This is a genomic window from Sphingomonas vulcanisoli, assembly GCF_011761305.1.
GTDB classification, from domain to species: Bacteria; Pseudomonadota; Alphaproteobacteria; order Sphingomonadales; family Sphingomonadaceae; genus Sphingomonas_I; species Sphingomonas_I vulcanisoli.
On record NZ_JAAOZC010000003.1, the window covers coordinates 1 to 13,268 of the forward strand.

Here is a 13,268-nt window from a genome sequence, read left to right on the forward strand (position 1 = left end):
CCGCGACAATCTCGCCCGCTTCAACCGGCGCTCAAAACGCTACTCCAAATCCCTCGATATGCTCGATGCCACACTCACACTCTTCTTCCATCGACACCTCATCAATGCAATACAAAGTGAACAATGCCCCTGCAAGGGGAGGGGGACCAGCCGTAGGCTGGTGGAGGGGTGTCCCGCTATCGAGAGGGTGACACCCCTCCGTCAGCCCTGCGGGCTGCCACCTCCCCTTGCAGAGGAGGATCAATCGAAGGCGATGCCTACGCCTTGCAGACGGTAATCGCTTCCGGACGGGGCGGTTCGCCGACGGGTACGAAGGCCGCGAGATAGCCGCGCGCGGCGGGCATGTCCCGCCAGCCGATCTGGCGATAGCCGACCGCCGCCATCTCGCATTTCAGAAGCGTCGGCGGCGTGCCGTGCGCACCCGTCTCGCGATTGGCGTCGACGATGATGATCCGGCCGCCGGGCCTGAGCGCGGGCCGCAGCCGCGCCATCAGCGCATAAGGATCGCCGATCTCATGATACATGTGGATCAGGAAGATGCGGTCGGCGCTCGCCGGCGGCAACTGTGCGTCGTCCGGCTTGCCGAGGCTGACGCTGACATTGGCCAGCTTGCTCCGATCGACGCGCTGCCGCAGCCCCGTGACATAAGCGGGCATGATATCCTCGGCGATCACCTGGCCGCGGCCGCCCACGGCCTTGGCGAGATGCAGCGTATAATAGCCCTCGCCCGCACCGATATCGGCGACCGCCATGCCGGGCTTCACCCCGGCGGCGGCGATCACCGCATCGGCCTCATGCGCCAGATCGCGCTCCGGCTCGGTCGACCAGCGCGGCGAAACGATCGAGGCGACAGGCCGATCGGGCAGCGGGAAGCCCGCGGCGTCGCGGTCGGTCTCGGCGTGACCGCACCCGGCGAGGAGAAGGGTAGCGAGAACAAATCCGCTCGTGCTGAGCTTGTCGAAGCACCGTCCTTCTACTTCTCGGTGCGGGAAAGAAGAACGGCCCTTCGACAAGCTCAGGGCGAGCGGGGAAATCATTCCACATCCTCCACGTCCACCGTCTCGCCGGTCACGCGCTGGCTCAGCGCCGCCGCCATGAACTTGTCGAGATCGCCGTCGAGCACGTCGCCGGGCGCGGTGGAGGTAACGCCGGTGCGCAGATCCTTCACCAGCTGATAGGGCTGGAGCACATAGGATCGGATCTGGTGGCCCCAGCCGATATCGCTCTTGGTGGCGTTGGTGGCGTTGGCCGCCGCCTCGCGTTCCGCCAGTTCGCGTTCGTAGAGGCGGGCGCGGAGCTGATTATAGGCCTCGGCCTTGTTCTTGTGCTGTGATCTTTGGTTCTGGCACTGGACGACGATGCCGGTGGGGATGTGCGTGATGCGCACCGCCGAATCGGTGGTGTTGATGTGCTGGCCGCCGGCGCCGGACGCGCGATAGGTATCGATGCGCAGGTCGCTCTCGTTGTACGTCACCTCGATATTGTCATCGATCTCGGGATAGACCCAGACGCTGGCGAAGCTGGTGTGGCGGCGCGCGGCGCTGTCATAGGGGCTGATGCGGACGAGGCGGTGGACGCCGCTCTCGGTCTTGGCATAGCCATAGGCGTTCTCACCCTTGAGCAGCAGGGTCGCGGACTTGATCCCCGCCTGTTCGCCCGAATGATAGTCGATCAGCTCCACCTTCATGCCGCGGCGTTCCGCCCAGCGCGTGTACATGCGCTGGAGCATCCCCGCCCAATCCTGGCTCTCGGTGCCGCCCGCGCCCGAATTGACCTCGACATAGGTGTTGTTGGCATCGGCCTCCCCGGCGAGCAGCGCGGTGATCTTGTCCTTGTCGGCGCGCTCGGCGAGTTCGGCCAGCGCCTTGACGCCATCGTCGACCAGCGCGTCGTCGCCCTCGGCTTCGGCCATCTCCATCAGCTCGATCGTATCGGCCTTCTCGGCCTCGATCGCCTTGACCGCCGCGATCGATTCATCGAGCCGCCGGCGCTCCTGCATCACCGCCTGCGCCTGCTTGGGATCGTCCCACAATTTGGGATCCTCGACACGGTTGTTGAGCTCGTCGAGACGCCGGAGCGCGCGCTCCCAATCGAGGAAACGGCGGACCAGGGCCATCGCGGCATCGATCTGATCGACAAAGGCTTGCGCTTCGGCGCGCATATTCGTGTTTCCAATCTTACTTATACCCCGGCGAAGGCCGGGGCCCAGGATCGCGAGCGCGACGCCTGTGGCTCTGGACCCCGGCCTTCGCCGGGGTACGTTCGCTAGTTAGTAAATCCCGCCCTGCTTTGCCAAGAAATCGCTGTCGTTCTGCGCGGCCTTGGGTTTGGCGAGGGGGGTGACGGCTTCCTTGCCGATCGCGCGGCGGGGTTCGCTTTCGGGCTTGAACGCTTCCCAGATCGCGGCGGGCTTGGGATCATCGTCATTGGGGAAGACGCCGAAGATCTTGCGGCCTGATCTGCGATCGATCGCCACCATGCGGATGCCGGGCGCGACCTTGAACGGCACCACCGGCATATCCTTCATCGCCACCTGCGCGAATTGCAGGAAGATCGGCGCGGCCAGCGTGCCGCCCTGCGCATAAGCGCCCATCGGCCGCGGCCTATCGTAACCGATATAGACGCCGCCGACGAGATCGGGCGATCCGCCGACAAACCACACATTGGTCGGCCCGCTGTTGGTCCCGGTCTTGCCGAACAAGGGCCGGTTGAGGCTGCGCAGCACCACCGCCGTGCCGCGCTGGACGACGCCCTCCATGATGTGGACCATCTGATAGGCGGTCATCGCATCGATCACCTGCGTGCTGCGGCTGATCGGGCGCGGCATCGGGCCGCCGTTCCAATCCTTGGCGTTGCAACCCTCGCACGGCCGCGTATCGGCGCGCCAGATCACCTTGCCGTGGCGATCCTGGACATAATCGATCAGAGTCGGCTTGAGGCTGCGGCCCTGGTTGGCGAGCATCGAATAAGCGTTGACCATGCGCAGCACGGTCGTCTCGCCCGCGCCCAGTGAATAAGCGATATAGGGTGGGTAGGTGCCGATGCCGAAGCGCTTGGCGTAATCCACCACCTTGTCCATGCCCGCGGTGGAGGCGGCGCGGACGGTCATCAGGTTGCGCGATTGCTCGACGCCCCAGCGCATCGTCTGCGGGCCGGCGTAAGAGTTGGTGAAATTCTTGAAGCATTTGGTGCCGAGTTCGCGCGTCTGGAACACGCAGAAGGGCTCGTCATCGAGAATCGAGGCGGGGGTCAGGCCGCTGTCGAGCGCGGCGGTATAGACCATCGGCTTGAACGCCGATCCCGGCTGGCGGAGCGCCTGGGTGGCGCGGTTGAAGGGCTCGCGCGCATCGAAGCCGCCCTGCATCGCCAGCACCTGCCCAGTGTGCGGATTCTCTGCGACGAAGCCGCCGGAAATGCCGGGGATCGTCCGCAGCGACCAGTTGCTGCCATTCTTGCCGACGATGATCACGTCGCCGGTGCGCAGGAAATCGAAGGCATGGCCGCCGACGTTGCGCTTGGCCATCGCCGCGCCGCTTGCCGGCAAGGTGCCCTGTGTGCCGTCCGAGAAGCCGATCACTGCCTCGCCGCGCGATTTGCTGAGGATCACCGCCGCGCGCCAATCGGCATAGCCGGTGCGCAGATCGAGCGCCGCCAGCCGCGCGGGCCAGCCGTCGCCCGCGTCGATCGCGCCGACCCGCCCGCGCCATCCGCCGCCCTCGAAGCGGATCAGCCCGGCGCGCAGCGCATCCTCGGCCGCCTTCTGCACCTTGGGATCGAGCGAGGTGCGCACCCACAGGCCGCCGGTATAGACGCCGTGCGGGCCGTTCTCGTCGGCCTCGCCGTAGCGTGCCATCAGCTCGCGGCGAACCTCCTCCATATAATAGCCCTCGAACGCGCGCTCGCGCTCCAGCCGGGCATCGGAGCGGTGGACGGTGCCGAGCGGCGTGGCATCGGCGTCGGCCTCCTGCGCGGCGGTGATATAGCCGTTGGCCTGCATCTGCTTGAGCACATAGCGGCGGCGATCGAGCGCGCGATCGGCGTGGCGATCGGGATCATAGTTGGAGGGCGCGCGCGGCAGCGTGGCGAGATAGGCGGCCTCGGGCACGGTCAGCTGATCGACATCCTTGCCGAAATAAGCCCGCGCCGCCGATTGCACGCCATAAGCGTTCCGCCCGAGGAAGATCTGGTTGAGGTAGAGCTCCAGGATCTGCTGCTTGTTGAGGCTGTTCTCGATCCGGATCGCCAGCACCGCCTCGCGCACCTTGCGGGTCGGCGAATAGGCCGCGTTGAGCAGCAGGTTCTTGGCGACCTGCTGGGTGATCGTGGAGCCGCCATGCGCGCGCTCACCGCTGCCATAATGGGTGAAATAGGCGATCACCGCATTGCCGAACTTGAGCGGCGCGACGCCATGATGCGTGAAGAAATTCTTGTCCTCGGCCGATATGAACGCTTGGACGAGCAACGGCGGAAATTCGTCATAGTTGAGCTGCACGCGCCGCTCGCGCGCGAAGCTGTACACCGGCGTGCCGTCGATCGATCGCACGTTGGTCGGCAGCGGCGGCTCATAGGTGAGCAAGGCGTCGGTCGAGGGCAGGCCGGCGATGAAGAAATAATAGAAAGCCGCCCAGGCGATGGCGAGCAGGAGGAAGACATAGGCCGTCCACCGCACCCGCCGCTCGGCCCAATAGGAGCGGAACGTCGCGCCGCCGGGGATCGCGAACTTCATGATTTACCCCGGACCCCGGCGCAGGCCGGGGCCCAGAGCCATAAAGCGCTCCGTTCGTGATCCTGGGCCCCGGCCTGCGCCGGGGTACGGAGGGAGGTCATAAGGTCGGCGCTTACTTCGGCTTGCGGAATTTGTAGATGAACTGGTCCGTCCGGTGGCGAAGCGTGGGATCGAAGACCTTGAGCGTATGATCGTCGGCCGGGTTGGCCAGCACCTTGCTCTCGCCCACGAAGACGAAGCCCGCCGCGGTCACTTCCTGCTTCACCACCGCCGGATCGATGCGGTGCAGCGTGTTGGTGTCGCGCAAGCCCGATCCTGCCGCGGCGGCATGATCGAGCACGATGTAAACGCCGCCGGGCTTCAGATTGATGAAAATCTGCTTGTTGAAGCCGACCAGATCGGCGCCCGGAATATTGTGCAGGTCGTGATAATTCTGCGAGGTCCAGGCGACATCGCTCTGCGCGGGCGGGGCGGGATCCAGCAATTTGTCATGCACGGGCATGATGTTCGGCTTGATCTTGGCGAGGCTGGTCAGCCGATCGAGCGCCTTGGCCGGATCCTTCGATCCGTTGATCATCTCATCGGGCACATAATCCACGACCTTGCCGTTGGGCCCCACGACATCGGCGAACAACCGCGTGAAATAGCCGCCGCCGGGCACGATATCGACGACCGTCATCCCAGGCTTCACGCCCGCGAACGCCAGCATCTCGGCGGGCTTGCGCTCGGCATCGAGCGCGACATCGTCGGCGGGGCGCGTCGTATCGGCGACGGCGGCGGTGATATAAGCGGGCGGCGCGGCGTGGAGCGCGGCCAGCGGCGTGGCGGCGAGCAGCGCGGCGGCGAGAAGCTTACGATAGGTCATTCCTCATCCTTCTCCTTGATCCGCGCGGCGAGCTGTCGCGCGAAATGCGTGGTCGCGGCGCGGCGTACCGCGGTGGCGATCTTCTCCCGATAGTCGTCCGAGGTGAGAAGTGCCAAATCATCTTCGTTGGAAATATAGCCGGTCTCGAGCAGCACCGATGGCACGTCCGGCGCCTTCAGCACCATCAGCCCGGCGAATTTGTGGAAGGTGGGCTTGAGGCCGATCAGCGGCGCCATTTCCTTCTGCAGCGTGTTGGCGAAGGTGGAGGAGACGTTCATCGTCTCGCGCTGCGCAAGATCGATCAGGATCGACGAGACGTCGCTGGTCTCGCGGCTCAAATCGATGCCGTTGATCACGTCCGCCTTATTCTCGCGTGCGGCGAGCGCGGCGGCGACCTTGTCCGAGCTGGTGTCGGAGAGCGTATAGATGCTCGCGCCGCGCGCCGCAGGGCTGGGCGCGCTGTCGCAATGGATCGAAATGAAGAGATCGGCATGCAGCCGCCGCGCAATCTCGCGCCGTTCGGCCAGCACTAGGAAATGATCGTCGCTGCGCGTCATCACGACGCGGAACAGCCCGCTCTGGATCAATTCGTCGCGCACCACCTTGGCGATGCCGAGCGCGATATCCTTTTCATGCGTGTCGCCATCGGCGGAGGAGGAGCCGGGATCATGCCCGCCATGCCCGGCATCGATCACGATCAGCGGCGCATCGGCCCGCCTGGCGCCCTGCACCTTGGGCAGGCCGAGCGTGGACGGGCGCGGCGGGATCGCCGCACTCGCCTTGTTCGGCGGCGCCTTGGCGAGCGCGGGCTCGGCGAGGAGCGCCAGGATCAGGACGATAAGCGGGCCGCGCACGGCTGCTGTTCTTAGCGGGCTGCGGAATGCCCGCAAGAGAGGTTCACGCCGCCGCCACGAAGGGCGCGATATCGATGGTGTCGGCGCGCTGCCGCACCTGCGCGATATCGTAGCTGAGCTGCATCCGCAGCACTGTCTCCATGCTGATGCCGAACGCCTTTTCGAGCCGCAGCGCCATGTCGGGCGTCATCGCCGCAGCGCCGTTGCACAGATTGTTGAGCGCCTGACGGGTCACGCCCAGCGCTTTGGCAGCGGTGGCGATGGTCAGATCATGGCCCTCGACGATCTCGGACCGGATGAAACGGCCCGGATGCGGCGGAGTCTTCATGCGGGGCATCACAATCTCCTAATGATAATCCTCAAGGTCGAGGTCGTGCAGCACGCCTTCGGCATCTTCGCGGAAAGTCAGCCGCCAGTTCTTCGTCACGAACAAACTCCAATGGCCCTTGCGATCCCCCGTGAGCTGATGCGCTTTCCACTTGGGTGGCATCTTCAGTTCCACCGTCGTCGCCATGTCCTGAAGGAAGGCCAACATCAGCCGTAGCTTATCGGCAGCGGCAGCATCGACCTTCGCGGCATCATCTTCTTCGTAAAGCCTCTTCAAGCCCTTGTGCGCGAAGCTTCCGATTTCCACGAACCGTCCTTAGCATATTTCTGTAAAGTGTCAATTTACACTTGCGGCTGCTGTGTCGATCCAGCGGGCGCCCGGGTCATCTCTTGCCGCAATCCCCGTGCGATGCTACCTCCTGAATGTCCCGGTCTTTTTGCCGGGAACGCCGGCGCTTCACAGGCGGCCGGCATTTTCCAGGTTGAAGCCGCATGTGCCATTTTTCCCTCCAGCCCGATTCCGCCGCGCAAGCGTGCGATCGCCGGGTTGAGGGCGTTTCCGGAAGCTTCGGCTTGCCGGGTGGCCGTGCCGCCAAGGCAGTATCCACCACCACAATCGACGGCTCGGGCCGCGAGCCGGAGAAAACGGCTCGACATCAGACCCCGCCGTCCCATCGCGCACGGCGCCGCGGACAAGCGCGCGCCGGCGCCCGGAGACCATTGAATGTCCATGCGTATGTTGATCGACGCGCGCCACCGGGAAGAAACCCGCGTGGCCGTCGTCAAGGGAAACCGTGTCGAGGAGTTTGATTTCGAATCCGAAGAGCATAAGCAGCTCAAGGGGAATATCTATCTAGCCAAGGTCACGCGGGTCGAACCGTCGCTTCAGGCGGCGTTCATCGATTACGGCGGCAATCGCCACGGCTTTCTCGCTTTCAGCGAAATCCACCCCGATTATTATCAGATCCCCAAGGAGGATCGTGAGGCGCTGCTCCGCGAAGAGGCCGAGCATGCCGCCGAAGAGGAAGCGCTGCGCGCCCGCGAAGACGAAGATGACGACGGCGACGACGACGTCGAATCGATCGAACGCCTCGATGACGATGGCGCGCGCGAAACGCTCGACGCTGCCGAGGATTATGAAGAGGGCGAGGAGGGCGACGATCGCCCCGCGCCCAAGCCGACCTCGACGCGGTCCGACGATCACACCGCCGAATCGCTCCGTCAGCGGCGGATGAACCTGCGCCGCCGCTACAAGATTCAGGACGTGATCCGCCGCCGTCAGGTGCTGCTCGTTCAGGTCGTCAAGGAAGAGCGCGGCAACAAAGGCGCGGCGCTGACCACCTATCTCAGCCTCGCCGGCCGTTATTGCGTGCTGATGCCCAACACCAGCCACGGCGGCGGCATCAGCCGCAAGATCAGCAATGCGGGTGATCGCAAGCGCTTAAAGTCGATCATGGCCGATCTCGATCTGCCCAAGACGATGGGCTGCATCGTGCGCACCGCCGGCCTGCAACGTACGCGGCAGGAGATCGCGCGCGATTTCGATTATCTCGCGCGCCTCTGGGATGAGATCCGCGAGAATACGCTCAAATCCGATGCCCCCGCCGAAATCTACCGCGACAGCGATCTGATCAAGCGCGCGATCCGCGATATCTACAACAAGGATATCGATGAGGTGATCATCGAGGGCGAGGACGGCTATCATGCCGCGCGCAGCTTCATGAAGCTGCTCATGCCCAGCCACGCCAAGAAGATCGCGCCCTATTCGGATGCGGTGCCCTTGTTCCAGCGCTACGGGGTCGAGGATCAGCTCGCGGCGATGTACCAGCCGGTCGTCCAGCTCAAATCCGGCGGCTATCTGGTGATCAACCCGACCGAGGCTCTGGTCTCGATCGACATCAACTCGGGCCGTTCGACCCGCGAGCATAATATCGAACAGACCGCGCTGATGACCAATCTGGAAGCCGCGCACGAGATCGCCCGCCAGCTCCGCCTGCGCGATATGGCCGGCCTCGTCGTGATCGACTTCATCGACATGGAGTCGCACGGCAACAACCGCAAGGTTGAGCGGGCAATGAAGGAAGCGCTCAAGAACGATCGCGCGCGTATACAGGTCGGCCGCATCTCGCCCTTCGGCCTGTTCGAGATGAGCCGCCAGCGGCTGCGCACCGGCGTGCTCGAAGCCTCGACCCGCATCTGCCCGCATTGCGAAGGCTCGGGCTTCATCCGCACCGCGTCGTCCTCGGGCCTGCACGCGCTGCGCCTGCTGGAAGAGGAGGCCGCGCGCGGCCGTGGCAGCCAGATCCGTCTGCGCGCCAGCCAGGAAGCGGCGCTCTATGTGCTCAATCGCAAGCGCGTCGAGCTTGGCGATATCGAGGATCGCTACGGCGTCCTGATCGAGATCGTCACCGATGGCACGCCCGAGGGCGCGCGCATGACGGTGGAGAGCGGCGGTCCGCCGCCCAGCCATGCGCCCAAGCTGCCGCCGCAGGTGGCCCGCGAAGCCGATGACGACATCATCGACGAGGTCGATGATGAGGAGGTGTTCGAGGGCGGCTCCGAAGAAGATGGCGAGCGCTCGGAGCGTGGCGATCGCGAGAGTGGTCGTGGCCGTGGCCGTGGCCGCCGCCGCCGCCGTCGTGGCGGTGGCCGCGAGCAGGGCGAAGGTGCGGCCGAGTCCGTGTCCGAAGCGGGTGAGAGCGAAGCCGTCGCGCCGGTCGACGCCGAGGACGGTGATGACACGGCCGAGACGCATGAAGCGTCCGGCGAGGGCGGTGAAGGCGAAGGCCGCCGCCGTCGCGGTCGTCGGGGTCGCCGTGGCGGACGCCGCCGTGATCGTGAGGGCGCGCCCGAGGGTGAGGCGCTCGCCGCCGAACTGCTCGAAGCGGTTGAGCCGGTCGAAGCGGAAGCGCCCGTCGAGGCTGAGCCCGTCGCCGAGGAAGCGCCCAAGGCGCGCCGCCGTCCGCGCGCTCGCAAGGGCGATGCCGTGGCCCTAGCGCCCGTGGAAGTTGTCGAGGCGCCTGTCGTTGAGGCCGAAGCTCCGGCGGAGCCCGAAGCGCCGGTGCGCAAGCGCCGCGGCCGTAAGGCGGCGGAAGTGCCGGTCGAGGCAGCGGTGGAAACGCCCGTCGCCGAGGCCGCACCGATCGCCGAAGCGCCTGAGCCCGAGCCTGCCGCTGAGGCCCCCGCGCCGCGCCGTCGGGGCCGTAAGGCCGCTGCCCAGGCCGCGCCCGCGGTGGAAGCATTGGTCGAACAGACCCCGTCGCAGGAAGCCCCCGCCGAGGAGGCTGGAGCCGAGGACGAAGGCGAGTCAGGCAGTCCGCGCCGCGGCTGGTGGCAGCGGACCTTCGGGGCCTAAGCGCACCGGTGACGTGGAATTCCCCGTACTCCGGCGAAGGCCGGAGTCCAGGATCATCGGCGGCATCGCTTGTGGCCCTGGGCTTCGGCCTGCGCCGGAGCACGGTGCAATCTGAATCACTGTCTTCACCCGCCATTCAGCGCCCCTGCGCGAAATTCGGGCTATGAAGCCCAGCCTCGCCCGCCGTCTCCGCTTGCTCTGCATAAGCGCGATGGCGGTGGTGCTGGTCGCCGAGCCGATCCTCGCCCAATCGGTGCTGCGCGATGCCGAGACCGAGAAATTCCTCAGCGATATTTCGGAGCCGCTGGCCAAATCGGCGGGGCTGCAGCCGGGCGCGCTCAAACTCTATCTGATCGGCGACGGCAGCATCAACGCCTTCGTCGCCCAGGGCCAGGCGATCTACATCAACTCCGGCACGATCGAATCGGCCGACAATTACAATGAGCTGCAGGGCGTGATCGCGCACGAACTCGGCCATATCGAGGGCGGTGATGCGGTGCGCTCCGATGGCGCGGTGACGGGCGCGATGCGGATCAGCTTGCTCACGCTGCTGCTCGGCGCGGCGGCGATCGCGGCGGGCGCTCCGGAGGCGGGCATGGCGGCGATGATGGCCGGGCAGAGCGCGGCGGAGGGCAAGTTCCTCGCCTATAGCCGCCAGCAGGAAGGCTCCGCCGATGCCTCCGCGGTGCGCCACCTCAACGATGCCCACACCACGGGCAAGGGCATGGTCAGCTTCTTCACCAAGCTGAAGCGCGAGGAATATCGGCTGACCCCCAGCTACACCAAGATCGACAGCTACGAAGTCGATCACCCGATGTCCGAGGATCGCGAGCAGGTGCTGCGCGATAGCCTCGAGAAATCGCCCTACTGGAATACGCCGCTCGATCCCGCGCTGCAGGCGCGTTTCCTGCGGATCAAGGGCAAGCTGGTCGGCTATCTCGACGATCCCAAGATCGTGCTCAACAAATATCCCAACAGCAATCAGAGCCCGGCGGCGCTCTACGCGCGCGCTTATGCCTGGCACCGCAGCGGTTATCCCGATCAGGCCGAACTGGAGATCGCCAAGCTCGTCGCCACCTCTCCCCACGATCCTTATTATCTCGAACTCAAGGGCCAGGTGCTGCTGGAGGCGGGGCACCCGCGCGAAGCGATCCCGGCGCTGCGCGAGGCGGTAGCTAATTCGGGCAACGCGCCGCTCATCGGCGCGACCCTGGGCCACGCGCTCGTCGCCACCGACGATCCCGCCAATCTCGCCGAGGCGACGCGCGTGCTCAAGGTGACGGTGCAGCGCGATATCGAGAACCCCGATGCCTGGTACAATCTCGGCCTGGTCTATTCGCGGATGGGGGACGAGCCGCGCGCCCAGCTCGCCACCGCCGAACAATTGAGTCTCAACGGCAAGCCCGGGCAGGCGGCGTCCAGCGCGGAGATGGCGATGCGCGGTCTGCCCACGGGCAGCCCCGATTGGCTGCGCGCACAGGATATCGCGCTGACCGCGGCGGACGAAGCCAAGCGGCAACGGAAAGGCCGGCACTGATATGGCAAAAATGGTGACTCTCCTCCTCGCCGGCGCGGCGGGGCTGGTGATGGGCGTGGCGGGATCGCGCGCGATGGGCGCCGAGCCGCAGAACCGCGCCGCGATCGAGGCGATCGTCCACGATTATATCCTCGCCCATCCCGAGATCATTCCCGAGGCGATCGGCAAGCTGCAGAACAAGCGCGCTGCCGATGCCATCGCGCTCGATCGTTCGGCGATCGAGACGCCGTTCGCCGGTGCCTGGGCGGGCAATCCGCACCCCCGGGTCACGCTGGTGATGTTCAGCGATTATAGCTGCGGCTTCTGCAAGGCGAGCGCGGGCGATATCGATCGGCTGCTGGCGGAGACGCCCGATCTCAAGGTGGTGTGGCGTGAGATCCCAGTGCTGGGGCCGCAGAGCGTGGTCGCGGCGCGGGCGGCTTTGGTCGTCGCCAAGCAAGGCCATTATCTCGCCTTCCACCGCGGCATGTTCGCCTCCTCGGGCCGTCCCGACGATGCCACGATCGCGCGCGTTGCCAAGGCCAGCGGCGTCGATCCCGCCCACCTCGCCGAACAGGGCAAGGGCGCCGATGTCGATGCCGAACTCACCGCCAACATGAAGCTCGCCGCACGGCTCGGCGTGGACGGGACCCCGACCTTCGTGATCGGCGATCAGATCATGAGCGGTGCGGTGGGTTACGATGCGCTCAAGAAAGCCGTCGACACAGCGCGGAAATCCTAGCGTCGTCACCCCGGACTTGTTCCGGGGTCCACCCCACCGTTGGCTTCGGCGCTTGTGGATGCGTGGATGCCGGAACACGTCCGGCATGACGGAGGAGGATACTGGGGATAAGGATGCGATATGCGCACCGAATTCCTCGGCCTCGATTACGATCCGCTCGATACCGAGGAAGCCGTCGCCTGGCTCGCCGCCCGCCCCGCCGACGCACCCTTTGCCTACATCATCACCCCCAACGTCGATCACGTCGTCCGCATCACGCAACGCAGTGCCGACGATCCGGTCTGGTCCGCCTATCGCGCCGCCGCGCTGTGCCTGTGCGACAGCCGCATCCTCGCCAAGCTCGCAGCCTTACGCGGCGTAAAGCTCAAGATCGCGGCCGGCAGCGACATCACTGCCCAGCTACTCGACCGCGGCCTTACCCCCGGCGACCGCCTCTGCGTGATCGGCGGCGACGCCGCGATGCTCGCCGATCTCCGCGCCCGCTGGCCGCAGCAGCAATGGCTGCACCACCAACCGCCGATGGGCCTGCTCACCAACCCCGCCGCGATGGCCGAGGCCGCCGCCTTCGTCGCGGACGCCCGCGCCCGCTACACCTTCCTCGCGATCGGCTCCCCCCAGCAGGAGTTGCTCGCCCAGGCGATCGTCGCGCTTGGGCGGGCGATCGGCACCGGCCTGTGCATCGGCGCCTCTATCGAATTCGTCACCGGCCGCAAAGCCCGCGCGCCGCTCTGGATGCGCCGCCTGAGCCTCGAATGGCTCCACCGCCTCGCCAGCGAGCCCCGGCGGCTATGGCGGCGCTATCTGGTGGAAGGCCCGCGGATCGCGCTGCTGGTCTGGCGCTGGCATCGGAAAGTGTAACTTGACACCTTACAGGAGGTAGCCT

Annotated in this window: 11 protein-coding genes; 4 read left to right on the forward strand and 7 right to left on the reverse strand. The window is 65.9% G+C overall.

Annotated features, from left to right (window positions below):
• Nucleotides 1-257 precede the first annotated feature (257 nt).
• From FHS31_RS06610 to FHS31_RS06640, 7 genes are all read right to left on the reverse strand, one after another.
• On the reverse strand, nucleotides 258-1,037 hold the full coding sequence (locus tag FHS31_RS06610) for a class I SAM-dependent methyltransferase (RefSeq protein WP_167072600.1): 780 nt from the start codon (nucleotides 1,035-1,037) through the stop codon (nucleotides 258-260).
• Nucleotides 1,034-2,161, reverse strand: coding sequence for a peptide chain release factor 2 (gene prfB, locus FHS31_RS06615; protein ID WP_167072601.1), 1,128 nt, complete (start codon nucleotides 2,159-2,161; stop codon nucleotides 1,034-1,036). Before prfB ends, FHS31_RS06610 begins: the two co-directional genes overlap by 4 nt.
• 108 nt (nucleotides 2,162-2,269) lie before the next feature.
• Nucleotides 2,270-4,726: a penicillin-binding protein 1A gene (locus FHS31_RS06620; RefSeq protein ID WP_167072602.1), complete on the reverse strand. Its 2,457-nt coding sequence runs from the start codon at nucleotides 4,724-4,726 to the stop codon at nucleotides 2,270-2,272.
• A 112-nt stretch (nucleotides 4,727-4,838) separates the two neighbouring features.
• Nucleotides 4,839-5,591 carry a class I SAM-dependent methyltransferase gene (locus FHS31_RS06625; RefSeq protein ID WP_167072603.1) on the reverse strand — a complete coding sequence of 251 codons (753 nt, stop codon included), beginning with the start codon at nucleotides 5,589-5,591 and terminating at the stop codon, nucleotides 4,839-4,841.
• The gene (locus tag FHS31_RS06630) at nucleotides 5,588-6,445 is read right to left on the reverse strand and encodes an N-acetylmuramoyl-L-alanine amidase family protein (protein WP_341786305.1); all 858 of its coding nucleotides are present in this window, start codon (nucleotides 6,443-6,445) and stop codon (nucleotides 5,588-5,590) included. The genes FHS31_RS06625 and FHS31_RS06630 overlap by 4 nt, the downstream gene beginning before the upstream one ends.
• Before the next feature lie 43 nt (nucleotides 6,446-6,488).
• Entirely contained in the window at nucleotides 6,489-6,773 is a 285-nt protein-coding gene (locus FHS31_RS06635) for a HigA family addiction module antitoxin (RefSeq protein ID WP_243843322.1), read from the reverse strand.
• Between the two features lie 18 nt (nucleotides 6,774-6,791).
• Nucleotides 6,792-7,079 carry a type II toxin-antitoxin system RelE/ParE family toxin gene (locus FHS31_RS06640; RefSeq protein WP_167072605.1) on the reverse strand — a complete coding sequence of 96 codons (288 nt, stop codon included), beginning with the start codon at nucleotides 7,077-7,079 and terminating at the stop codon, nucleotides 6,792-6,794.
• Nucleotides 7,080-7,496: 417 nt separating this feature from the next.
• Here FHS31_RS06640 and FHS31_RS06645 point away from each other — a divergent pair, with 417 nt between their 5' ends.
• From FHS31_RS06645 to FHS31_RS06660, 4 genes are all read left to right on the forward strand, one after another.
• Complete coding sequence (locus FHS31_RS06645) at nucleotides 7,497-10,127, forward strand: Rne/Rng family ribonuclease (RefSeq protein WP_208408609.1); 2,631 nt, start codon at nucleotides 7,497-7,499, stop codon at nucleotides 10,125-10,127.
• A gap of 163 nt (nucleotides 10,128-10,290) precedes the next feature.
• Nucleotides 10,291-11,664, forward strand: coding sequence for a M48 family metalloprotease (locus FHS31_RS06650; protein ID WP_167072606.1), 1,374 nt, complete (start codon nucleotides 10,291-10,293; stop codon nucleotides 11,662-11,664).
• A gap of 10 nt (nucleotides 11,665-11,674) precedes the next feature.
• Nucleotides 11,675-12,385, forward strand: coding sequence for a DsbA family protein (locus tag FHS31_RS06655; protein ID WP_243843323.1), 711 nt, complete (start codon nucleotides 11,675-11,677; stop codon nucleotides 12,383-12,385).
• A 120-nt stretch (nucleotides 12,386-12,505) separates the two neighbouring features.
• Entirely contained in the window at nucleotides 12,506-13,243 is a 738-nt protein-coding gene (locus tag FHS31_RS06660; protein ID WP_167072608.1) for a WecB/TagA/CpsF family glycosyltransferase, read from the forward strand.
• Nucleotides 13,244-13,268: the final 25 nt, after the last annotated feature.

Coding starts and splice junctions, on each gene's coding strand:
- FHS31_RS06610 (WP_167072600.1), bottom strand. CDS start 1,037: ATGATTTCCCCGCTCGCCCTGAGCTTGTCGAAGGGCCGTTCTTCTTTC.
- prfB (WP_167072601.1), bottom strand. CDS start 2,161: ATGCGCGCCGAAGCGCAAGCCTTTGTCGATCAGATCGATGCCGCGATG.
- FHS31_RS06620 (WP_167072602.1), bottom strand. CDS start 4,726: ATGAAGTTCGCGATCCCCGGCGGCGCGACGTTCCGCTCCTATTGGGCC.
- FHS31_RS06625 (WP_167072603.1), bottom strand. CDS start 5,591: ATGACCTATCGTAAGCTTCTCGCCGCCGCGCTGCTCGCCGCCACGCCG.
- FHS31_RS06635 (WP_243843322.1), bottom strand. CDS start 6,773: ATGAAGACTCCGCCGCATCCGGGCCGTTTCATCCGGTCCGAGATCGTC.
- FHS31_RS06645 (WP_208408609.1), top strand. CDS start 7,497: ATGTCCATGCGTATGTTGATCGACGCGCGCCACCGGGAAGAAACCCGC.
- FHS31_RS06650 (WP_167072606.1), top strand. CDS start 10,291: ATGAAGCCCAGCCTCGCCCGCCGTCTCCGCTTGCTCTGCATAAGCGCG.
- FHS31_RS06655 (WP_243843323.1), top strand. CDS start 11,675: ATGGTGACTCTCCTCCTCGCCGGCGCGGCGGGGCTGGTGATGGGCGTG.
- FHS31_RS06660 (WP_167072608.1), top strand. CDS start 12,506: ATGCGCACCGAATTCCTCGGCCTCGATTACGATCCGCTCGATACCGAG.